Raw genomic sequence first — 21,244 nt, 5'->3', positions numbered from 1 at the left:
CGATGAGCGGATCGGCCAGCGGGCGCAGGGCGATCCGCATGAGCGCGAGGGCGTTGTCGTCCCCGGCTACCCGGTTCACCTTCAGCACTCCGCAGGCCAGACACTGGTGTACCAGCGACCATTCGCCGTCATCGCGCACCCACATGCTCACTGCCCGCATTCGCCCGCGGCAGGTCGCGGACCGGTCACCCGGAACTCGATCCACGTGGCGACTGGCCAGGCAGTGCGGGCAATGGTTGCGATGCGCGGTGCCCGGCGCGGCGACCGGCACGTCGAGCCGGCAGCCCACACACCGGAAGGCGTCGCCGGATGTGCTCGCGCGGCCGTGCGGGACGGTTTTCCCACGCTGTTCGCGCCGCGATGCCGCCTTGTTCCGGCGCGGCATCACAGATCGCCGAACACTTCGAGCGGGAACGGCGGTTCGGCGAGCGGACGCACGGCCAATCGCATGAGGATCAGCTGATTGTCGTCGCCGCACACCGCATGCAGCGCCAACTCGTGGCACCGCGTGCAGCGGTGCACGATGCCCCACTCACCGGTGCGCGACACCGCGATCGACAGCGGAGCCATGCGCGCCCGGCAGTCCGAGACACCGCCGTCGACGTGGTCGACGGTGTGCAGGGAGTGCAGGCAGCTGGGACAGTGATTGCGCCGACTGCCGTCGGGCGCGAGGACGGCCACGGTCAGACCGCAGCGCAGGCAGGGAAAGGTTCCGGTCCGCAGGGTCGGACCGGGATCGTGCTGGGTGGAGAAAGTGTCGGACAACCCGGATCACTCCTAAGCCGAGAGCTGATGTGCAGACAGCAGGAGTAGGCCGAGTGCGCCTCGGTGACGCAGGTCGTTACGGACGTATCCGGTTGTGGGCGGCCATATCTCGGGCCGAGGCCACACCATGAGGCGCTCTCGGCGCGGGCTGGCTCATAAATCATCCCCTCCGGCGGGTGAGTTCGGTGTGCGCGAACAGCGCGGCGGCAACCGTAGCAGCGGCCGCGCTCCGGCCGCCACCAATTTTCCGGGCGTCAGGTGCGAGGTCGGGCCAGGCGGGTTTCGCGGACGCGGCCGCGCAGCGTCACCGATTCGCCCGGGTCCCAATGCTTGCGCTCGGAGGGTTCGGCGCTGTCCACGGCGGTGGCGGAGGCCAGGACGCGGCCGTCGTCCTGTTTGGCAAGCTCGCACAGGCGGGCCGCCTCGTTCACCGGATCTCCGATGACGGTGAACTCGTAGCGGCGATGCGCGCCGACATTGCCCGCCACCACCCGTCCGGCCGCGACACCGATGGCGGCGTCGAATTCGATGGCGGCGCCGGACAATCGCCGCCGGATGGCGCGGGCGCTCGCGAGCGCGGCGCCCGCGGCGTCGGTCAGCGGCGCGGGGGTGCCGAAGATGGCCAGCGCGGCATCGCCCTCGAACTTGTTGACCAGGCCGCCGTGCCGCTCCACCTCGTCCACCACGATGCCGAAGAACTCGTTGAGAATGGTGACGATCTCGTGCGGGGGCCGGGTCGCGGTCATGGCGGTGGAGCCGATGACGTCGACGAACAGCGCGGCCGCCTCGCATCCCTCCCCGCCCAGCTCCGGCTGCCCGGCCAGCGCCGCCGCCGCCACATCGCGGCCGACGTGGCGGCCGAACAGATCCCGGATCTGTTCGCGTTCGCGCAGTCCCGCCACCATGTGGTTGAAACCGCTCTGCAACTCACCGAGTTCGGTGCCGTCGTAGACGGTGACCGCCACCTGCAGGTCACCGTCCTCCACCCGGCGCATCGCGGTGCGCACATTGCGGATGGGCGCGACCGTGGCGGCGAGCGTCTGCGTCATGAGCAGCAGGCCGAAGACCAGCGTCGCCCCGCCGAGCGAGAGCACGCAGACCGCCAGCCGCTCGGTGCTGACGTTCACTCCGGACAGCGCCAGCACCGCCACGATCATGAGCAGCGCCACCGGCGTGCCCGAACCCAGCACCCACACCAGCAGCGATCGGCCGAAGACGCCGAGGCCGCGCTGCCGTCGGCGCGGTTCGGCCTCGAGCACCCGCGCGGTCACCAGCCGCAGGGCGAATTCGGTGATCAGGTAGCTGTTGGCGCAGACCACGACGGCGCTGAACCCGACCCCCAGAATGATCTTGGGCACGAAGGCCGGATCGACCAGGCCGTACAGCGGCGTCAGCACCGCCATCCCGCCGAACCACAGCAGCGCCTGCTGATGCACCAGCCGTCGCGGTACCTTCGACGACGCGATGCGCTCCGCCTCGTTCGGAATCCGCTCCGGATCGGTGGCCCAGCGCAGCGTCCGCAGTCCAGACAGCGTGCCGCACACGAAACCCACCGCCAGGGCGAAGGTCACGTACACCGGGACGGCCACGAAGTTCAGGAGCACCAGGTCCTGCGTGAACACCGACGGACCCGGCAGCACCAAGCCGATGAGCAGGGCCGCCACCACCACACCGGTGAGATTCGCGAACAGCACCGGCACGGTCAGCAGCAGCTGCACGCGCACCCGCCGCGACGTCGCTCCCTGATCGGCGGGCCCCAGCAGGCGCGACCCGAACGGGGCCGCGCCCAGCGCCCTGGGCGTCACATCGCTGTCGACCATGGATGCAGCCTAGGCGTGATCACGAACCGCCTGCTGGGAGGCGTCCGGGCGCGCCTGCTCGCGCGCGCCGGAATCACCGGGATCGCCAGGCGTTGGGATGGGATATGAGTACTCCACTGGCCGCCGTCCGCTTCTCCATCCTGGACCGCTCGCGGGTGCGACAGGGGCAGAATCATCCGGAGGCGCTGCGGGAGACCGTGGAATTCGCCCGACTCGCCGAACGGTGGGGCTACCACCGCTTCTGGGTCTCGGAGCATCACAGCGTGCCCGGGGTGGCCGGGTCCGCGCCGACCGTCCTGGCCGCCGGGGTCGCCGCCGCCACCGCGCACATTCGGGTGGGCACCGGCGGGGTCATGCTGCCCAATCACCAGCCGCTGGTGGTGGCCGAACAGTTCGGCGTGCTCGAGTCGCTGTATCCGGGTCGCATCGATATGGGTCTGGGTCGCTCCGTGGGCTTCACCGGGGGCGTGCGGCGCGCCCTCGGCCACGGCAGGGATGATGCCGATGATGTCGACGCCCAGCTGACCGAACTGCTGGACTATCTGGCCACCGGTCGCGCGGGCGTGCACGCCTGGCCCACCGAGGGCCTGCGCATACCGGCCTTCCTGCTGGCCGTCGGTTCGGGTGCGGAGCGGGCGGCCCGATTCGGGTTGCCGCTGGTGATCGCTCCCGCCGCCGGGACATCCGCCATGGTGCGGTCCATCGAGCGCTACCGCGACGACTTCCGGCCCGGATACGACGCCACGCCCTACGTCGTGGTGTCCACCTCCGCCGTCGTCGCCGATTCCCCGGAGCAGGCCCATCGCCTGCTGCTGCCCGAGGCGTGGTCGGCCGCCTGGTCGCGCACCCGCGGCGAGTTCCCGCCCCTGATCGCGCCCGAGGAGATCGACCGCATCGCCATGACCGACAAGCAGCGCGGTATCTTCACCGACTCGCTGCGCGGCCACATCCACGGCACCGAGGAGATGGTCGTGGCCGAGCTGGAGGAGCTGGTCGCGCGCACGGGGGCCGACGAAATCCTGGTCCACACCAGCACTTACGATCGCACGGCTCGGCTGGAATCACATCGCCGCCTGGCCGCCGCCGTCGGCCTCACCGCGCGCTCACCTGCTGTTTTCGCCTAGTGCATCGGCTGTTTGGCTGTTGGTTGCCCGGAAAAGGCTGCACTGCACCGGGTTACGAATCGTCGGTAGGCTGTGAGCTGTGATTACGCTCAAGAAAGAAGACGGGGCCGCGGATCTCGCGGGCATCACCAAGATGAGTGTCGGAGTGAGCTGGGATCCGTCCGCCGGTGCCAGCGGGGGCCTGCTGGGTATGGCGCGCCGCAAGAAGGGGGTTGACCTGGATCTGGTGGCCATTCTCATGCAGGGCGGCGATCCGGTGCGCTTCGCCGGACTGGACTCCCTCGACCCGCTCGGCAACGGCGCGGTGGTGCACACCGGCGACGAGCAGACCGGCGCCGCCTCCGGAGACGACGAGACCGTGCACGTCACCTTCGCCAATGTGCCGACCGCCATCGACTCCATCGTGTTCGTGGCCGCGGCGTTCAAGAAGGGCAGCTCCTTCGAGAAGGCGAACAACATCTCGTTCAAGATCTACGACGCCACCGGCGGCACCTCCCAGCAGGTGGCCGACATCTGGCCGTCGCTGCTGGGCAGTGACAACGCCAATGCCATCGCCCGCGCCTTCCGCAACGGCCCGAACTGGCAGCTGGAAGTGCTGGACCGCAAGGGCAAGATCAAGCAGGGCGATATGCAGGCGCTGCTGCATTTCGCTCTGGCCTGATCCCGGCCCTCAGCGGCTGGGGTCCGGCCAGGTCCACTCGGCGACCACCGGGATGTCCGCACCGTGTTCGCGCGTCCACTGGCGCGCGTTCCAGCGGGCATCCACCATCTCCTGGCGTAGCCCAGCGGCCGTCTCGCGCAGGGACGGGACGCGGTCGATGACGTCGGTGACCAGGTGGTAGCGGTCCAGGTCGTTGAGCATCACCATGTCGAAAGGCGTTGTGGTGGTGCCCTTCTCCTTGTAGCCGCGGACGTGCAGCTCATCGTGGTTGGTGCGGCGGTAGGTGAGCCGGTGGATCAGCCAGGGGTAGCCGTGGAAGGCGAAGATGACCGGGCGGTCCCGAGTGAACAGCGTGTCGAATTCGTTGTCCGGCAGTCCGTGCGGATGCTCGTTCTCGGGTAGCAGCCGCATCAGGTCCACCACGTTCACCACGCGAACCCGCAGCTCCGGCAGGCGATCTCGCAGAATGGCGGCGGCGGCCAGGGTCTCCAGCGTGGGCACGTCGCCGGCGCAGGCCAGCACCACGTCCGGGGTGCCGCCCACGGTGTCGTTGTGGCCCGCCCACTCCCAGATGCCGACCCCGCGCGCGCAGTGCCGCGCCGCCTCGGGCACCGACAGCCACGACTCCTGCGGCTGCTTGCCCGCCACGACGACATTCACGTAGTGCCGCGAGCGCAGGCAGTGGTCGTAGGTGGACAGCAGCGTATTGGCGTCCGGCGGCAGATACACCCGGACGATCTCGGGGCTCTTGTTCAGCACCACGTCCAGGAATCCGGGATCCTGATGGGTGAAGCCATTGTGGTCCTGCCGCCAGACATGGGACGACAGCAGGTAGTTCAGGCTCGGAATGGGCCGCCGCCACGGTACCTGCGCGCTGGCGTCCAACCATTTGGCGTGCTGGTTGAACATGGCGTCGACAATGTGGATGAACGCCTCGTAGCAGGTGAACACCCCGTGCCTGCCGGTGAGCAGATAGCCCTCCAACAGGCCCTGGCACATGTGCTCGGACAGCACCTCGATCACCCGGCCGGTGCGATCCAGCTTGACGTCGAATTCGCCGATCTCGGCCTGCCAGTCGCGCCCGGTGACCTCCAGAATGTCCTGCAGCCGATTGCTGGCCAGCTCATCGGGCGCGAAGGTGAGGAAGTTGTCCGGATTGCGCCGGGTGACCTCGCGCAGCCAGCCGCCCAGCACCCGCGTCGCCTCATGCTTGACCGCGCCGGGCCGGGCCACCTCGACCCCGAAGTCGCGCCAGTCCGGCAGCGCCAGATCGCGGATCAGCATGCCGCCGTTGGCGACCGGATTGGCGCTCATGCGGCGGTCGCCGACGGGGGACTGCTCGATCAGCTCGGGCACCGGGCCGCCGTTGGAGTCGAACAGTTCCTCGGGCCGGTAGGACTTCAGCCAGTCGTCGAGCACCGCGCGGTGGGCGTCATTGTCGCGGGCCGCCGCCAGCGGCACCTGATGCGCCCGGAAGGTGCCCTCCACCGGATCGCCGTCCACGATCGGCGGGCAGGTCCAGCCCTTCGGGGTGCGCAGCACGATCATGGGCCAGCTCGGCCGGCCGCCGTCGGAACCGCCCCGGGCCGCGCGTTGCATCCGCTCGATGCGATCCAGGCAGGAGTCGGTGGCCGCCGCCATGGCCTGGTGCACGGCCGCCGGATCGCTGCCCGCCACCACGACCGGGTCGTACCCGTATCCCCGCAGCAGTGACAGCAGTTCCGATTCCGGAATCCGGGCGAGAATGGTGGGGTTGGCGATCTTGTACTCGTTGAGCGCCAGAATCGGGATCACGGCCCCGTCCCGGGCCGGATTGAGGAATTTGTTGGCGTGCCAGCTGCCCGCCAACGGCCCGGTCTCCGCCTCGCCGTCGCCGATGACACAGAACACCGTGAGCCTCGGATTGTCCAGTGCCGCACCGTAAGCGTGCAGCAGGGAATAGCCGAGCTCGCCGCCCTCGTGGAAGGAACCCGGCGTCTCGGGTGCGCAGTGGCTCGGCACTCCGCCCGGGAAGGAGAACTGGGCGAACAGCGCGCGCATACCCTCGGCATCGCGCGGAATATCGCTGTAGAGCTCGGAATACGTGCCCTCGAGCCAGCCACACGCGTTCGGCCCCGGCCCGCCGTGGCCCGGTCCGGCTACGAAGACCGCGTCGAGATCGCGCTGGCGAATGGCCCGATTGGCGTGCGCCCATACGAGATTCAGTCCGGGCACGGTGCCGAAGTGCCCGAGCAGGCGCGGTTTGATGTGCTCGGGGCGCAGCGGTTCGCGCAGCAGCGGATTGTCCATCAGATAGATCTGGCCGACGGACAGGTAGTTCGCCGCCCGCCACCACGCGTCGATGGCGGTGAGTTCCGCGCGGGACAGCGGGCCGGACGCCTCGCCGAGCCGATACGGTCGCGGTGCGACGGTACGCCCGCCGCTGCTGTCCACATTGTCGGCCGCGGTGTCGCCGGTAGCGCCCTCGGCCTGGGCCTGCTGAGCCATGCGCCGACTCTCCTCACGTTCGTTTCGGACCACGTCGGATGGAGAATTCGACAACCACTCTACTGGCCGGTCGTGACTTCTCCCGATCATGACCGTCGCCGGGGCGCTCCGGCGCGAACATCCCCTACCGTTCGCCGGGTGCGGCGTCGGGAAGCGCGGCCGACGCCGCACACCCCATCGCCCCGGTGCCGACTCTGGAGGATTCACTGTCCCGGTCGGCGGCGATCGTGAACTATGCCAGAGTCGAGCCGGATCACTGTGCGGCCCTTCGTCTTCGGAATAGCGTGAGCGCGACACCGGATCGTGCGCCCGCCCCGCGGTGTAACCCTGCGAAACCCCCGCCGCCGGGCCCGGCGCACCTATCCGCCGCCACCCTCGTGCCGGGAGCCCATGGGGCCGAGCATCCCATCCGGCACGAGGAGCTCTCCAGTCGCGGCGGAGGCGGCCGACCGGGCCGGGTCGAGGCACTCGCCCGACTCGGTCGGCTTTCGCTCGTCAGCCGGGAACTGCTGTGACCCAGGGGTTCTCGATCATATGTACTTCTCGATCACCTGCGCAGTGCGGTGTCGGCGAGTTCGGTCCAGTCGGCGAGTACCTGCTTGCGCCGGGTGCGATCGCGGCCGACCATCTCGTCGAGGGTGGTGCCGCGTACCAGGTTGATGGTGAGCCAGAAGGCCGACTCCAGGCGATCGGTGGTGATGCCGGAATCGATGCGGGCGGCGCAGGCGTCCAGCAGTTCGGTGGTGAGCTCGTGCTGCACCCGCAGCATTTCGCGACGCAGCTCGCGGTCGTTGGCGATGCCGACATACAGCTCCACCGCCGCGCGGCCCAGTTTGCCCGCGAAGGTGGCGGTCACCAGCTCCACCAGCACCGCACCGGCGCCGGTGGCCGACAGCGACCGCAGGCGGCGCCGCATGGCCTCGCGCTGCCGCTGGGTGAGGTGGCCGATGGCCTGTGCGAACAGTTCCTGGCGGGTGTGGAAGTGATGCAGCTGCGCACCGCGGGTCACCCCGGCGCGAGCGGTGATGTCGGCGATGGAGGCGCTGCCGTAGCCCACCTCGGCCAGACTGTCGATCGCGGCGTCCAACAACAGCGCGCGGGTGCGCAGACTCTTCTCCTGATGCTTGTTCGGAGGCGGCGATGAAACCATTCGCCCAGTCTAGACGCTTAAATTACGTGCTGTCTTGCACGCAATCAGGTGCTGGACGTAATGTGTCGACATGGCCGTGGACCGTATGCTGCCCACCCCGGAGGCCCGGGATCTGCTCGAGTTGACCCGCGATATCGCCGACAAGGTGCTCGAACCGCACGTCGTCGAGTTCGAGCGGGAACAGCGCTACCCCGAGGAGGCGTTCCGCGCGCTCGGCGCGGCCGGGCTGCTCAGCCTGCCGTACCCGGAGGAGTTCGGCGGCGGCGCGCAGCCGTACGAGGTGTACCTCCAGGTGCTCGAGGAGTTGGCCGCGCGCTGGGCGGCGGTGGCGGTCGCGGTGAGCGTGCACAGCCTGTCCTGCCATCCCCTGTTCGCCTACGGCACCGCCGAACAGCGGCAGCGATGGCTGCCGGAGATGTTGTCCGGCAACCTGATCGGCGCGTACAGCCTGTCCGAGGCGCATGCCGGATCCGATGCGGCGGCGCTGCGCTGCCGGGCGGTGGAGGTCGACGGCGGCTACCGGATCACCGGCACCAAGGCGTGGATCACCAACGGCGGCCGGGCCGACTACTACACCCTGTTCGCCCGCACGGGCGAAGGGTCCCGCGGTGTGTCCTGCTTCCTGGTGCCCGCCGACACCGCGGGCCTGACCTTCGGCAAGCCCGAGGAGAAGATGGGCCTGCGCGCGGTCCCCACCACCTCCGCCGCCTACGACGACGCCTTCCTGCCCGCCGAGCGCCGCATCGGAGACCCCGGCCAGGGCCTGTCCATCGCCTTCAGCGCCCTCGATTCCGGCCGCCTCGGCATCGCGGCCGTGGCCACCGGCATCGCGCAGCGCGCCCTGGACGACGCCGTCGCCTACGCTCGGGACCGCGAAGCGTTCGGCCGCCGCATCATCGACCACCAGGGGCTCGGCTTCCTACTCGCCGATATGGCCGCCGCCGTGGACTCCGCCCGCGCCACCTACCTCGACGCCGCCCGCCGCCGCGACGCCGGACTGCCGTACTCGCGTCAGGCCAGCGTCGCCAAATTGGTGGCCACCGACGCCGCCATGAAGGTGACCACCGACGCCGTTCAGGTCTTCGGCGGCTACGGCTACACCCAGGACTTCCCAGTGGAGCGCTATATGCGCGAAGCCAAGATCACGCAGATCTTCGAGGGCACCAACCAGATCCAGCGCCTGGTCATCGCCCGCGATCTGGCGGGGAAGTAGCGGCTGCGCGCGCCTATTTCAGATCGGCCAGATCGAGGCCGAGCATGGCCAGCAGTTCCGTGCACTCGGCGGCGCTGCGCGCGTGGACGGCGACCGTTTTCGCGGCCAGGGCGTTGCGCTCGAGCAGGGCCGCCTTCTCTGCGGCGCGGGCATCGGCGAAACCGATCACCGGATCCGGGTAGGAATTGCTGCGGGCCGTGGTCATGAAGGCTCCTTGCGGGTAGCCCCGACCGAAAACCTTGTGCCTGCGATCGAGGGCCGATACGCGATCACGATCCGCCGCGTGACGGCCGACGATCGGGTTCGACTGCCGCCGACGTTACCCGCTCGGCCGGTGCGGTACTCCATTACCCGATTACCGGCGCGTCAGCGCTGCGGGCCGGGGCCGTTCGGTTCCCGGGGATCGGTGTCGTCGGGGCGGCCTTCGCCCTGGTCACCGTCGGTGCTGGAGCCCGCGTCGGAGCCGATTCTGCGCGGTTTGGCCATGCGTCGGCCGCCCCGGGCTCGGCCCTCGGCCCCATCCCGCTTCCGTCGCGCCGCGCCGAAGTCGATCACGCTCGCGTCCTGCTCGGCGTCCGCCGCATCCGGTCGCACGGTCGGCAGCCAGGCCGAGCCGGGTCCGGCCTGCCACCAACCCGTCTCCCGCTGCAATTCCGAGCGCAGCACGGGCCTGGTGGGTGCGGGATCGTAGACCGATCCGCCGCCTTCCGACCGCCATGTCTTGCGGGGTTGCTCGCCGGGTTCCTCGGACATCCGCCGCGGTCGCCGCGGCAGCCGGACCGGCTTGCCAGCCTCGGACGCCCCTGCACCGGACGCCCCGCTCTCGGCGGCCTTCATCCCCTCCAGTTTCCTGCGCAAATGCTCCACCGCGTCGAACCCCGGCTCCCCGGGCTCCGACGGGCCACCCCGCCCCGGCACGTCCCGATCCGACATCGAACTAGCCACCGACAGGCGCTATGGCGCCCACCCGCGCCCCGACCGCCGCCGACCCGAACCGACCTCGGACCTTCTTCCTGATCGCATTCCGCACGTCCGTATCCTCCCTCGGCACCACCGCGCCCGTTTACCGCTCCGACCACCGCATACCGGAGCCAACCCCGCACGCCGTCGCCACGTGACGAATCAACGATAACCCGCCCCGGCGCACGGGCTCGTCAGGGCGGTTGTCAGCGTCGGCGGCCCGCACGCCCACGTGCCGTCGCGAAGTCCCATGCGGGCGCGGGCGTCGGCGCCGGGGTTCCCCCGGATCTCGACTACATCCGGCGTATGACCGGGTGTGCACCCCGTGGGCGACGCCCGACGGGTCATCGTGCGGCTAGCGTCGGAGCATGCCTTCACACTGGTGGGAGAACAACTCATGGCGATGACCGTGCTTCGTCGCATCATGGCGGTGGCCGCTGTCGTCGGGGTGGTCGGTGCGGCGGGCTGCGCCGACGATCCGGCGGAATCTCCCGGACCGTTGTCGGCCGAGGCCCGCGAGGCGGTGCGGCGGGCGTTGGGTGCCGCGGTGGCGGCGGGGATACCCGGAGTCCAGGTCGTCGTCACCGAGCGGGGCCGGGAGTGGAGTGCCAGCGCCGGTGTCGGCGATATCGCCACCGGAGCGCCCTTTCCCCCGGACGCACATGTGCGGATCGGCAGCAATACCAAGGCATTCGTCGCCACCGTCGTGATGCAGCTCGTGGCGGAGAGCTCGGTGGAGCTCGACAGCCCCGTCGAACGCTATCTGCCCGGTGTGGTGCGTGGCGACGGCATCGACGGCGACCGCATCACCGTGCGCGACCTCCTGCAGCACACCAGCGGTCTGCCCGAGTACCTCGGATTGCCGGAACTGCAAGATGATTCGGACAGTCTGCTGACCCGTCGGTTCGACACCGCGGACCTGGTCCGCCGCGCCATGACCATGCCCGCGCGCTTCGCCCCGGGTGCTCGGGCCGAATACAGCAATACCAACTACCTCGTGCTCGGCATGCTCGTCGAACGGCTGACCGGGCACGCCATCGCCGACGAAATCACCCGCCGGATCGCCGGCCCGCTGGCCCTGCACGACACGTATTTCCCCACCCCTGGTGATACCGACATCCGCATTCCCCACCCGCACGGCTACGAACAGCTCGACGGCGAACCCCTGGACCTGACCCGCTTCGATCCCTCCTGGGCGGGCAGCGCCGGCGCCATGATCTCCACCGGCTCGGACACGAACCGCTTCTTCACCGCACTTCTCACCGAAAACCTGCTCCCCCCAACTCAACTCGACGCCATGCGCACCAACCCCCGCCCCCTGACCAACCGCCCCGGTCTCTCCTACGGCCTCGGCCTCACCCAGCAGCCCGTCCCGTGCGACACCGACGTCTGGGGCCACGGCGGCTCCATTCCCGGCTTCCGCACGTTCAACGGCGTCACCCCCACCGGCCGCGCCGTCACCGTGATCTCCAACCTCCGCGCCGAAGACCCCGAGGTCACCGCCACCGCCCAAACCGTCTTCGACACCGCCATCTGCGCGGTCGCCTGAACCACAGTCGGCCGTAGTCGTGCGCCCGGTCCGGATATCGAGCGCGGCGTACGAACTCTCGTGGTGTCAGCGGTGGCGTTGATGGCCGGGCGATGCTCGCGGTGCCGGTTCGTATCCGGCCCGGGCGGACGGGTATCAGCTCACGTCGTCGCCCTGCGTCAACGCGAGGCGGGCCGCGTGGATGGTGGGGTGGTGGGCGGTTCCGCGCCGGTAGGCGATGTGGGTGCGGCGGCGGGTGGCGAGGGGGGTGAGGTGGATGGCGGCGGGTGGGGTGTGGAGGGCGAGTTGGGGGATGAGCGCCACGCCCTGGCCCGCCGCCACCAGGGCGAGGACGGCGTCGAAATCGTCGGCGTGGTGGCGGATGTGGGGGGTGAATCCGGCGGCCTGGCAGGTGCGGATGGTCATGGTGTGGCAGAGGGTGCCCGGGGTGCCCGCGATCCAGGGGGTGTCGCGGTGGGTGGGCAGCGGGGCGGGGGAGAGGGCGGCGAGGTAGACGGTCTCCTCGAGCAGCGGCTCGGTGTCGAGGGCCGGGTCGGGGGCGACGGGCACGTAGTCGTATTCCTGGACCAGGGCGATGTCGAGGGTGTCGGTGCGCAGCGCCCCGGGGGCCAGCGCCGGGTCCAGCTCGGTGACCGACAGTTCCAATTCGGGGTGTGCGGTGCTCAGGGTGACCAGGGCGGGTGCGAGGATGGTGCGAATCGCGGTGGGGAAGACGCCGATTCGCAGTCGGCCGGTCAATGCCGCACGGCCCGCGGCCAATTCGGCGGTGGCCTGCTCCAGTACCGCCAGAATCGTCTCGGTGTGCTCGACCAGGCCGTGCGCGGCGGCGGTGAGGGTGACGCGGCGGCCGGTGCGCTCCAGCAGCGGCACTCCGGCTTCCCGCTCCAGCGCGGTCAGCTGCTGGGAGACGGCGGACGGAGTGAAGTTCAACGCCTCCGCGACCGCCGCGATGGTCTCCCGGCGCGCCAGTTCGCGCAGCAGGCGCAGTTTGCGCACATCGAGCATCAGTTCAGCTTACGCTCCCATGAAGAAACGTGAACTGGACCTAATGAGCCTCGCGCGGGAGGCTCATGCCATGACGCTCTCCGGACTCTTCGTGCCCCTGGTCACGCCGTTCACCGCCGACGACACCATTGCCGCCGACGCCCTGGCCGGGCTGGCGCATTCCGCCCTCGAGCAGGGCGCGACCGGTCTCGTCGCACTCGGCACCACGGCGGAGGCCGCGACCCTCACGGAGCCCGAACGCGCGCTCGTCGTCGATATCTGCACGCGGGTGTGCCGGGAGCACGACGCTCCGCTGATCGTCGGCGCGGGCACCAACTCCACCGCCGCCTCACTGGCCGCGCTGGCGGGTCTCGACTCGGCGGTCGCCGCCGCGCTGACCGTCGTTCCCTATTACATCCGCCCCACCGAGGCGGGTGTGCTGGCGCATTTCCGGCGTCTCGCCGCGACCAGCCCGGTGCCGCTGGTGGTCTACAACATTCCGTATCGCACCGGCCGCACCCTCGGCCCGGAAACGCTGCGGGCACTCGCCGCCATCCCGAACATCGTCGGCGTCAAACATGCCGTCGGCGCGGTCGACGAGACCACTGTCGACCTGATGCGCACCTGCCCAGCCGATTTCGCGGTGCTGGCGGGCGACGACCTCTTCGCCGCACCCCTGCTCGCCCTGGGTGCGTCGGGTGCGATTCTGGCCTCGGCCACCGTGGCCACCGACGCCTTCGCCGCGCTGGTCTCCACCTGGCGGCACGGCCCCATCGACAAGGCCCGACATCTGAGCAACGCCCTGGCCGGTGTGTCAGCGGCCCTGTTCGCCGAACCCAACCCCACCGTCGTCAAGGCGGTACTGGCCGACCGAGGCCGCATCCCCACGGCCTCGGTCCGGCTTCCGTTGCTACCCGCCGCCGAGGAGAGCGCGCGCGCGGCCGTGGCCGCCCTCGATCTCCTTGCCGCCGAGCTCTAATCGGTACAACTCGACGAATCAGCCCCGCTTGCGCCGACGCGTCAGTACTCCCGCCACCCAGCCGAGCGCGAACATGGCCAGTAGAACCAGCCACATGGGCGAACGAATGGTGATGAACAGCAGCTCGATCGACACCTTGGTGCGATTCTGCACGACGAACAGAACCGCCAAGGCGGTCACGCCGAGTGCCACCCACTGCGTGGGCGAGACGCGCCCGAGAACACTGGGTTTACCGTTGTCGCTCATGCCGTTGCTCCCGTTGTGGTCGTCCGGCCTGGAGGAGTACGGCTCCGACTTTGACACATGGACGGCGTTCCCGGCCGCAGCCGGGCTTCCGGGTGTGTCGAATTACTTCAGGGCGACACGAGCTCCGGCGGCTTCGAGTTTGAGTTTGGCGGTCTCGGCGGCGGTTTGGTCCACCTGTTCCAGGATTCGCGCCGGGGCGGACTCGACCAGATCCTTGGCCTCCTTGAGGCCGAGGCCCGGGATGACCTCCCGCATCGCCTTGATGACTTGAATCTTCTTGTCGCCGAAGGATTCCAGGACCAGATCGAATTCGGTCCGCTCATCGGCCGCCTCGGCGGTCGGGGCAGCCTCGGCGGTGACGGCGGCGGCCGTGGGCACGGCGGCGGTCACCCCGAATTCGTCCTCGAACGCCTTGAGGAAGGCCGAAAGCTCCAGCAGCGTCATACCTTTGAAAACATCGAGCAGTTCGTCGATGGTCATTTTGGCCATGATCATTCCCCTATGCGGCCCGACCTGGAGATATCTCCAGGCTACGCGGCGCGCGGGGTGTGCTCGGGGCCCTTGTGCAGATCCTCGAGGAACGCCCGGTGCGTGGCGCAGCGGTGCGCCGGGCCGGGGGTGACGAAGGCGGGGTCCAGCCGCTGCGCGAAGGTCAGGTTGTCCCGGCGCCAGCAATCGACGCATACCGGCTCGCCCATGTCGTCCTCCTCGGGCCGTTCGCGGAAATCCTGTGCGTCTCTTGATTCCCCGTTCCGTATCCGATCAGTCCGCCGTACCCATTTGTTCCTCGGATCGTTACGCGGCCGCGCCGGTCGGAGCCCCTTTTCTGTCCTCAGTACAAAATGTGCCATTGACAAATGGCACATTCAGGGATGATTCTCTTGCTATGACGAGAGCAAGGTCAACGGCGACCTGCGCATCGGCGGCGATACCCGCCTCGGCCTCGCGACAAGCGCGGCTCGCGGCGACGGCGTCGGTGGTCGGATTACGCCGGGTCAATGGACTGCTGCCGCGCAATCGCGTGGGCATCGAACTGGGCCGCGGGCTGATCGCCGGCGTGATGGCCGCCTTCGGCCCGCCCCTACCGGGGACGCGGGTCACCCCGGTCCGCTCCGGCGCGCTGCGCGGCGAGTGGGTGCGCGCGGCCGGAGTCGCGCACGGGCCGCGGGCGATCTACTACATCCACGGCAGCGGCTACGTGGTGTGCTCGGCGCGCACCCATCGCGGACTGGCGTCGCGGCTGTCGAAACTCACTGGACTGCCGGTCTTCCTGATCGACTACCGGCTCGCCCCCGAACACCGCTTCCCGGCGGCGGCCGACGATGTGGCGGCCGGATACCGCTGGCTGCTCGACCAGGGGCACCGTCCCGAGGACCTGGTGATCGGCGGCGATTCCGCGGGCGGACATCTGACCCTGGACCTGCTGTTGCAGAACGCGGCGGGGGATCGGCCGCAACCGGCGGGCGCGTTCATGTACTCGCCGCTCATGGACCTCACCCTGACCATGGCCGAGCGGCGCGACCGCGAAGTTCCCGACCCGATGGCCCCGGCGCGCACCGGTCGCCGGCTCATCGAGCTCTACACCGAAGGGCAGCATCCGGATTCGCCGCGGCTGCGCCTCACCGTGCCGCGCGGTGCGGCACTTCCGCCGCTGCTGGTGCAGGCCAGTGCGGGGGAGATGCTCGCCGACGACGCCCGGCACCTGCGCGATATGGCCGTCGCGGCCGGGGTGCGCTGCGATCTGGAACTCTGGCCCGGTCGCATCCATGTATTCCAGGCTCTGCCGCTGCTGGTTCCCGAAGCGGCGCAGGCGCTTCGGCGCACGCGGGGCTTCGTCGCGGACGCACTCGCCGCGGCGGCCGCCGACCGGACGAAAGTGGGCTGACATGTCGATTCTCGACGCGGTGCTGCCGGTACTCGGCAGTCGACGATCACACGGTGCGCGTGCCGTGGTCACCGGCGCGGGCAGCGGCATCGGCCGGGCCTTCGCCCTCGAGGTCGCCGCGCGCGGCGGCGACGTGGTGTGCGCGGACATCGACAAAGATCGCGCCGACGACACGGTGCGGTTGATCGAGCGCACGCACGGCCGACCCGCCCACGCGATCTTCTGCGATGTCTCCCGCCGCGAGGACGTGGAGAGCCTGGCATTGCACAGCGAGCTCATCTTCGGTGGCGCACCGACCCTGGTGATCAACAACGCCGGGGTCGGCATCGGCGGAAAGCCGGTGGGCGATATCGGTTTCGCCGACTGGGAGTGGGCGCTCGGCATCAATCTGTGGGGTGTCGTGCACGGCTGTGAGATCTTCGCGCCGCGGCTGCGTGCGGCCGGTCGCGGTGGCATCGTCAATGTCGCCTCCGCCGCCGGATTCGCGGCGGCCCCGGGGATGGCCGCCTACAACGTCTCCAAGGCCGGGGTGATGTCGCTGTCGGAGACCCTCGCCGCGGAACTGTCCGGCACCGGTGTGGCGGTGACGGTGCTGTGCCCCACCTTCGTCAAGACGAATGTGGTGCGCGACGGCCGCATCGGCGCACCCTCGGCCCGGCTGGCCGACGAACTCATGCGCCGAACCGGCTTCGCTCCCGAACGGGTCGCCCGCACCGCCCTCGACGCCAACGACCGCGGCCGCCTCTATGTGCTGCCGCAGCTGGACGCCCACGCCGTCTGGCTGCTCAAGCGGTCCTTCCCCGCCCTCTACACCCATGCCCTCGGTGTGCTGAATCGAATTCTCCCGCAGGACGATTCGACCCAGGCCGCACCGCTGGAACAGACAGGAGTCTGATATGTCCTTCGACTTCGAGGCCATGTTGGCCAAGATCAAGTCCCGGCAGTGGGCGCTCGCCGACATCGACTGGGACGCACCGGGAGCCGAGCTCATCGAGCCCGAACTGCACGCCAAGCTGAAACCCTTCATGGCCGATCTCATGTGGATCGAGAACGTCGGGGCGCGCGGTTTCGCGGCCATGGCCAAGAAGGCCCCGACCGAGACGCTGAAGCAGATCTACCAGTACTTCCATGCCGAGGAGCAGCGGCACGCCAATGCCGAACTCGCGCTCATGCGCCGCTGGGGCATGCTCGACGGCGACGAGATCCCCGAGCCGAACATCAATGTCAAGCTGGTGATCGAGTTCCTGGACTCGCACGCCGACGATATGTCGCTGTCGTTCCTGGGCACCGTCATCCCCATGCTCGAGGTGGCGCTGGACGGCGCGCTGATCAAGTTCGTCACCGACGAGATCACCGACCCGGTCGCGCAGGAGGTCTTCAAGAAGATCAACGCCGACGAATCACGGCATCTGGCCACCGATTACGCGGTGATGGAGCTGCTCGGTCACGCCACCGCCCGCAAACTCGCCATCGATCTGGTCGGCGGCTGGGCGAAACCCTCGTTCCTCGTCGGCGTGCTCAGCTATGTGCCGCTGCTGAACAAGATGCGCGACAATATCGTCGCCATGGGGGTGGACGAGGAGAAGCTGTACGCGGCCATGCGGCGATTCAAGGCCGTCGGCGAGCGCACCCCGATCGCCAATCGCGTGCCCATGTACCGCATCGTCAAGATGCACAGCGGCTGGGTGATCAACCGCGATCACCCGTATCACCTGTTCGCCGACGCCATGGTCAAGCTGACCGCGCGCATCCCGGACCGCTTCCTCGGGCCGCGGCCGACCTGGTCCTCCGAACTCACCTACGAGCCGGTCGCATGAGCACGGGCCAGCCACTGGACGTGGCGATCATCGGCGCGGGCTTCGCGGGCATCGGCACCGCGATCCGCCTGCGGCAGAAGGGGATCACCGACTTCGAACTGTTCGAGCGGGACACCCGGGTGGGCGGCACCTGGCGGGACAACACCTATCCCGGCGCGGCCTGCGACATCCCGTCGCGGCTGTACTCGTACGCCTTCGCACCCAATCCGGACTGGTCGCACACCTACTCCGGCAGTGCGGAGATCCTCGCCTACATCGAATCCATGGTGGACGAGTTCGGCATCCACCCCCATATTCGCTTCGACCACACCGTGAGCGGTCTGGTGTTCGACGAGGTGAGCGGGCTCTGGGACATCGCCTTCGCGGGCGGCCGCCGACAGGTGAAGGCGCGCAGCGTGGTCATCGCCTCCGGACCGCTGTCCAATGCCAGCTTCCCGAACATCCCCGGCATCGAGGACTACGCGGGCCACAAGATCCACAGTGCCCGCTGGGATCACGACTACGACTTCACCGGTAAGAAGGTCGGCGTGGTCGGCACCGGTGCCAGCGCCGTGCAGATCATTCCCGAACTCGTGGACCGGGCGGCGGCGGTGAAGGTCTTCCAGCGCACGCCGGGCTGGGTGCTGCCCCGGGCCAACCGGCGCACCAGCGGTGCCACCCGAGCGCTGTACCGGCAGGCGCCCATCACCCAGAAGCTCGCGCGCGACGCCTGGTTCTGGGGCCACGAGTCGGTGGCGCTGGGGGTGGTGTGGAATTCGCCGCTGACCCGGGTGGTGGAATCGGTCGCGCGGCTGCATCTGCGCGGTCAGGTACGCGACCCGTGGCTGCGCCGTCAGCTCACCCCGGACTTCCGGGCGGGCTGCAAGCGCCTGCTGATCAGCAACGACTACTACCCGGCACTGCAACGGGAGAACTGCAAGCTCATCACCTGGCCGATCGCGCGGCTCAGCGAGCACGGCATCCGCACCGCCGAGGGCATCGAGCACCGGTTCGACTGCATCGTGTTCGCCACCGGCTTCGACGTGTCCAAGGCCGGGGCTCCCATTCCGGTCACCGGACGCGACGGACGGGTGCTGGGCGACGAATGGAGCAGGGGCGCATACGCGTTCAAGAGCGTCGCGGTGGCGGGCTATCCGAACCTGTTCCTCACCTTCGGCCCGAACTCCGGACCCGGCCACAACTCGGCGCTGGTGTACATGGAGGCGCAGATCGAATACCTCACCGACGCCATCGGCATGCTGCTGGACCGTGATCTGCGCATGCTCGAGGTGCGTCGCGATCGGCAGGACCGCTACAACGCGCGCATCCAGCGCAGGCTGTCGGCCACCACCTGGAACTCCGGCTGCCGCAGCTGGTACCTCACCGAAGACGGCTTCAACGCCACCATGTACCCGGGCTTCGGCACCCAGTTCGTACGCCAGCTGGCCCGGGTGGAACTCGACGACTACGTACTCACCCCGCGCGATGTGGCACCCGCGAGTGCCGACCGTGGAATCGCCGTCTCCCTCGGCTAATGTCGTCTCCGAGCGTGACGCCCGTGCCGCCGACCGGCGCACGGGCGACGCGTCCGGGCGAACCGCGACACAGGGAGGGCGAGACGAGGATGGCGGAATACCGCATCGACGATCTCGCGCGGGCCGCCGGAACCACCGCCCGCAATGTGCGCGCCTATCAGGAGCGCGGCCTGCTCGCCACACCCACCCGGCGCAGCGGCCGCGCACTCATCTACGACGATTCGCACCTCGCCCGGCTGCGCATCATCGACGCCCTGCTGCAGCGCGGGTTCACCACCGCGCACATCGCCGACTTCATCACCAGCTGGGAGACCGGCAAGGACCTCACCGAGGTGCTCGGCCTGCAACAGGCGGTCACCGCCACCTGGGGCAGCAGCGCCGCACCACTGGAGGTGCCGCGTGAGCTCGTGGACACCTTCCTGGGGGGTGTCGACGGAGCCCCGGTGACCGGCGACGAGTTGGAACGGCTGGCCGAGCTGGGACTGATCCGGCTGCACGCCGAGACGGTCGAATTCACTCAGCCGGAACTGCTGGAGACCTTCGGGGCGCTGCACGGCTACGGATTCGGGCTCGAGTCCCTGATCGACGTCTATGCCGCCGTCGGTCGTCGCGTGGACGACATCGCCCGGCTCATGGTCACCGCGGCCAAGGACCACATCGTCGCCGAGCACGGTGCCGGCTGGCTGCCCGACAGCGATGCCGAGGTCGCCGCCACCACCAAGATGCTCAATCACCTGCGGGAGCTGGGTGTGACGGCGGTGCAGAACACCCTGGCCCAGGCACTGGACCGGGTGTTGCAGAGCGAACTCAGCGCCTACCTGGAGACGGCCGCCGAAAAGCGCGGTGCGACAAAGCAACCGAAGGACTAGCGGAACGGCCGCGCCCGCCCGGTGGCGTACGTCCCCATCGAGGTGTGGCGGGCCGGTTACGGTGGCGGGGGATGTGAGGTCGTCGGCGGAAGGGGCTCGAGATGCGCGAACTCGGTGTGGCGGTGATCGGCTACGGGCTGGCCGGGGCGGTGTTCCACGCGCCGCTCATCGCCGCCGATCCGCGCTTGCGGGTGGCGGTGGTGGTGACCTCCTCGGCCGAGCGGGCCGAGCGGGCGCGGCGGGAGCATCCGGGGGTGCGGGTGCTGGCGGCGGTCGAGGAGCTGTTCGCCGATCCGGCGGGCATCGATCTCGTGGTCGTCGCGACGCCCAACCGGACCCATGCCCCGCTCGCCGTGTGGGCGCTGGAGGCGGGGCTGCCGGTGGTGGTCGACAAGCCGTTCGCCCTCACGGCGGCGGAGGGCGAACAGGTGGTGGCGGCCGCCGAACGGGCCGGGCTGGCGCTGTCGGTGTTCCAGAATCGGCGGTGGGACAGCGACTTCCGCACCATCGAGGCGCTGATCGGCGACGGTCGGCTGGGGGAGGTGCGGCGCTTCGAATCCCGGTTCGAGCGGTGGCGGCCGGTGACCAAGGGCGGTTGGCGGGAGCTGGGCAGTGCCGAGGAAGGCGCGGGAATTCTCTACGACCTGGGCAGTCATCTGGTCGACCAGGCACTCACCCTGTTCGGACCGGTCACCGACGTGTACTGCGAACTGGACAGCCGCCGGCCCGGCGTCCAGGCCGACGACGATGCCTTCGTGGCGCTCACCCACGCCTCCGGCGTCCGCTCGCACCTGTGGATGAGCGCCGTGGCAGCCCAGCTCGGACCGCGCTTCCGGGTGCTCGGCTCCGAGAACGGCTATGTCAGTTACGGTCTCGACCCGCAGGAGCAGGCGCTGCGCGACGGGCGTCGACCCGATGACGGAAAACCCTGGGGGACGGTCGATGTCGAGCACGGGGGCTGGTTCGGCACCGAGGGGGATACGCGCCGGATCGCCAGCGAGCCGGGCGACTATCCCGCCTTCTATCGCGGTATGGCGGCCGCGCTCATCGACGGCGCTCCGGTTCCCGTCGACCCGCGCGATGCCGTGGCGGCGCTGCGCGTCCTGGAGCGGGCCCGCGCGTCCGCGTCACCCTGAATCCACCTACCAATCGACATCCACCTACCAATTGACCAATGAGTAATTTACTATCGGGTCAATTAGCTGTCGATCGAAAGGCGGG

The 21,244-nt window shown here is 69.4% G+C and carries 22 protein-coding genes; 11 read left to right on the top strand and 11 right to left on the bottom strand.

From position 1 onward, the window contains the following. The 3 genes from QK444_RS02635 to QK444_RS02625 all read right to left on the bottom strand — a co-directional run. The coding region (locus QK444_RS02635) for an RNHCP domain-containing protein (protein WP_282776670.1) at nucleotides 1–385 on the bottom strand (385 nt) is incomplete at its 3' end. Then, on the bottom strand, nucleotides 385–765 hold the full coding sequence (locus QK444_RS02630) for an RNHCP domain-containing protein (protein WP_282776669.1): 381 nt from the start codon (nucleotides 763–765) through the stop codon (nucleotides 385–387). The genes QK444_RS02635 and QK444_RS02630, both read right to left, overlap by 1 nt. A gap of 254 nt (nucleotides 766–1,019) precedes the next feature. Then, nucleotides 1,020–2,585, bottom strand: coding sequence for an adenylate/guanylate cyclase domain-containing protein (locus QK444_RS02625; RefSeq protein ID WP_282776667.1), 1,566 nt, complete (start codon nucleotides 2,583–2,585; stop codon nucleotides 1,020–1,022). A gap of 104 nt (nucleotides 2,586–2,689) precedes the next feature. Here QK444_RS02625 and QK444_RS02620 point away from each other — a divergent pair, with 104 nt between their 5' ends. Beyond that, the gene (locus QK444_RS02620; protein ID WP_282776666.1) at nucleotides 2,690–3,709 is read left to right on the top strand and encodes an MsnO8 family LLM class oxidoreductase; all 1,020 of its coding nucleotides are present in this window, start codon (nucleotides 2,690–2,692) and stop codon (nucleotides 3,707–3,709) included. A 79-nt stretch (nucleotides 3,710–3,788) separates the two neighbouring features. Then, on the top strand, nucleotides 3,789–4,370 hold the full coding sequence (locus tag QK444_RS02615) for a TerD family protein (protein WP_282776664.1): 582 nt from the start codon (nucleotides 3,789–3,791) through the stop codon (nucleotides 4,368–4,370). 9 nt (nucleotides 4,371–4,379) lie between these two features. Here QK444_RS02615 and QK444_RS02610 read toward each other — a convergent pair whose 3' ends face one another. Beyond that, nucleotides 4,380–6,857, bottom strand: coding sequence for a phosphoketolase family protein (locus QK444_RS02610; RefSeq protein WP_282776663.1), 2,478 nt, complete (start codon nucleotides 6,855–6,857; stop codon nucleotides 4,380–4,382). 547 nt (nucleotides 6,858–7,404) lie between these two features. After that, complete coding sequence (locus tag QK444_RS02605; protein WP_282776661.1) at nucleotides 7,405–8,007, bottom strand: TetR/AcrR family transcriptional regulator; 603 nt, start codon at nucleotides 8,005–8,007, stop codon at nucleotides 7,405–7,407. Between the two features lie 70 nt (nucleotides 8,008–8,077). Here QK444_RS02605 and QK444_RS02600 point away from each other — a divergent pair, with 70 nt between their 5' ends. Continuing rightward, on the top strand, nucleotides 8,078–9,220 hold the full coding sequence (locus QK444_RS02600; protein WP_282776659.1) for an acyl-CoA dehydrogenase family protein: 1,143 nt from the start codon (nucleotides 8,078–8,080) through the stop codon (nucleotides 9,218–9,220). 13 nt (nucleotides 9,221–9,233) lie between these two features. Here the strand turns inward: QK444_RS02600 and QK444_RS02595 are convergent, their stop codons facing one another. Both QK444_RS02595 and QK444_RS02590 read right to left on the bottom strand, forming a co-directional pair. Beyond that, nucleotides 9,234–9,425 (bottom strand): hypothetical protein, encoded by a 192-nt coding sequence (locus tag QK444_RS02595; protein ID WP_029926649.1) that lies wholly within the window; start codon nucleotides 9,423–9,425, stop codon nucleotides 9,234–9,236. Nucleotides 9,426–9,586: 161 nt separating this feature from the next. Then, complete coding sequence (locus QK444_RS02590; protein WP_282776657.1) at nucleotides 9,587–10,153, bottom strand: hypothetical protein; 567 nt, start codon at nucleotides 10,151–10,153, stop codon at nucleotides 9,587–9,589. Nucleotides 10,154–10,577: 424 nt separating this feature from the next. Here QK444_RS02590 and QK444_RS02585 point away from each other — a divergent pair, with 424 nt between their 5' ends. After that, complete coding sequence (locus tag QK444_RS02585) at nucleotides 10,578–11,729, top strand: serine hydrolase domain-containing protein (protein ID WP_282776656.1); 1,152 nt, start codon at nucleotides 10,578–10,580, stop codon at nucleotides 11,727–11,729. Between the two features lie 135 nt (nucleotides 11,730–11,864). Here QK444_RS02585 and QK444_RS02580 read toward each other — a convergent pair whose 3' ends face one another. Beyond that, nucleotides 11,865–12,734: a LysR family transcriptional regulator gene (locus QK444_RS02580; RefSeq protein ID WP_282776654.1), complete on the bottom strand. Its 870-nt coding sequence runs from the start codon at nucleotides 12,732–12,734 to the stop codon at nucleotides 11,865–11,867. A gap of 19 nt (nucleotides 12,735–12,753) precedes the next feature. Between QK444_RS02580 and dapA the strand changes: the two genes are divergently transcribed. After that, a complete protein-coding gene (gene dapA, locus QK444_RS02575) occupies nucleotides 12,754–13,692 on the top strand; it encodes a 4-hydroxy-tetrahydrodipicolinate synthase (RefSeq protein ID WP_282776653.1) in 939 nt (312 codons plus the stop codon). 18 nt (nucleotides 13,693–13,710) lie between these two features. On the opposite strand, the gene QK444_RS02570 is transcribed toward dapA, so the two are convergent. From QK444_RS02570 to QK444_RS02560, 3 genes are all read right to left on the bottom strand, one after another. Next, nucleotides 13,711–13,938: a hypothetical protein gene (locus tag QK444_RS02570; RefSeq protein ID WP_282776651.1), complete on the bottom strand. Its 228-nt coding sequence runs from the start codon at nucleotides 13,936–13,938 to the stop codon at nucleotides 13,711–13,713. 102 nt (nucleotides 13,939–14,040) lie between these two features. After that, the gene (gene rplL, locus QK444_RS02565; protein ID WP_282776649.1) at nucleotides 14,041–14,427 is read right to left on the bottom strand and encodes a 50S ribosomal protein L7/L12; all 387 of its coding nucleotides are present in this window, start codon (nucleotides 14,425–14,427) and stop codon (nucleotides 14,041–14,043) included. Between the two features lie 41 nt (nucleotides 14,428–14,468). Continuing rightward, the gene (locus QK444_RS02560; protein WP_186000576.1) at nucleotides 14,469–14,636 is read right to left on the bottom strand and encodes a hypothetical protein; all 168 of its coding nucleotides are present in this window, start codon (nucleotides 14,634–14,636) and stop codon (nucleotides 14,469–14,471) included. 188 nt (nucleotides 14,637–14,824) lie between these two features. On the opposite strand from QK444_RS02560, the gene QK444_RS02555 reads away from it, so the two are divergent. From QK444_RS02555 to QK444_RS02530, 6 genes are all read left to right on the top strand, one after another. Beyond that, complete coding sequence (locus QK444_RS02555) at nucleotides 14,825–15,823, top strand: alpha/beta hydrolase (RefSeq protein ID WP_282776647.1); 999 nt, start codon at nucleotides 14,825–14,827, stop codon at nucleotides 15,821–15,823. Between the two features lies 1 nt (nucleotide 15,824). Then, entirely contained in the window at nucleotides 15,825–16,718 is an 894-nt protein-coding gene (locus QK444_RS02550; protein ID WP_282776645.1) for an SDR family NAD(P)-dependent oxidoreductase, read from the top strand. A 1-nt stretch (nucleotide 16,719) separates the two neighbouring features. Continuing rightward, entirely contained in the window at nucleotides 16,720–17,640 is a 921-nt protein-coding gene (locus tag QK444_RS02545) for a ferritin-like domain-containing protein (protein WP_282776644.1), read from the top strand. After that, nucleotides 17,637–19,154: an NAD(P)/FAD-dependent oxidoreductase gene (locus QK444_RS02540; protein ID WP_282776642.1), complete on the top strand. Its 1,518-nt coding sequence runs from the start codon at nucleotides 17,637–17,639 to the stop codon at nucleotides 19,152–19,154. The genes QK444_RS02545 and QK444_RS02540 overlap by 4 nt, the downstream gene beginning before the upstream one ends. 89 nt (nucleotides 19,155–19,243) lie before the next feature. Next, nucleotides 19,244–20,023 carry a MerR family transcriptional regulator gene (locus QK444_RS02535; protein ID WP_282776641.1) on the top strand — a complete coding sequence of 260 codons (780 nt, stop codon included), beginning with the start codon at nucleotides 19,244–19,246 and terminating at the stop codon, nucleotides 20,021–20,023. A 101-nt stretch (nucleotides 20,024–20,124) separates the two neighbouring features. Further along, nucleotides 20,125–21,159 carry a Gfo/Idh/MocA family oxidoreductase gene (locus QK444_RS02530; RefSeq protein WP_282776640.1) on the top strand — a complete coding sequence of 345 codons (1,035 nt, stop codon included), beginning with the start codon at nucleotides 20,125–20,127 and terminating at the stop codon, nucleotides 21,157–21,159. The last annotated feature ends 85 nt before the right edge of the window (nucleotides 21,160–21,244 follow it).

The organism is Nocardia sp. CC201C (assembly GCF_030010695.1).
Classification (GTDB): domain Bacteria; phylum Actinomycetota; class Actinomycetes; order Mycobacteriales; family Mycobacteriaceae; genus Nocardia; species Nocardia otitidiscaviarum.
Note: the sequence above shows the minus strand (reverse complement) of the source record. Positions and strands in the feature narration are given on the sequence as shown.